Below are 401 nucleotides of genomic sequence, written 5' to 3' on the forward strand. Positions count from 1 at the left end.
AATTTGTGGAACACCGGCGAACAAAAATGGTACGGCAACCTCAAAAAACAGCTGGCAGAAGACATCATCAAAGTCACCACCCCAATCCGAGAGCGCATCAACGACATCATCAACGACAACGCCTACCTCCGCAAAGTGACTCAAGCCGGCGCCGAGAAAGCACGCGAAAGCGCAAGCAAAACCCTGCGCGATGTGCGCGAGATTATGGGGCTGAATTACTTTGTCTGAATCAGACAAAAAAAATGGCGGCAAGTTCAATTAGTTCAGACAAAATTTTCCATACCATTTCCTGTAAAAGACAAAAAAAATGACTACCTTTGCCCCTCGTTAACGGTTAAAAAAGTGAAGCGTATGAGTGGAAAAATGATAAGAATGGGCATTTCGCAGGGCAATCCTAATGC

Annotated in this window: 1 pseudogene; it reads left to right on the top strand. The window is 45.4% G+C overall.

The window, feature by feature from the left end:
- Positions 1 to 228: pseudogene (locus ASC50_RS05250) on the top strand (tryptophan--tRNA ligase); the annotation flags it as partial.
- Positions 229 to 401 lie beyond the last annotated feature (173 nt).

This window comes from Candidatus Symbiothrix dinenymphae, from assembly GCF_001431085.1.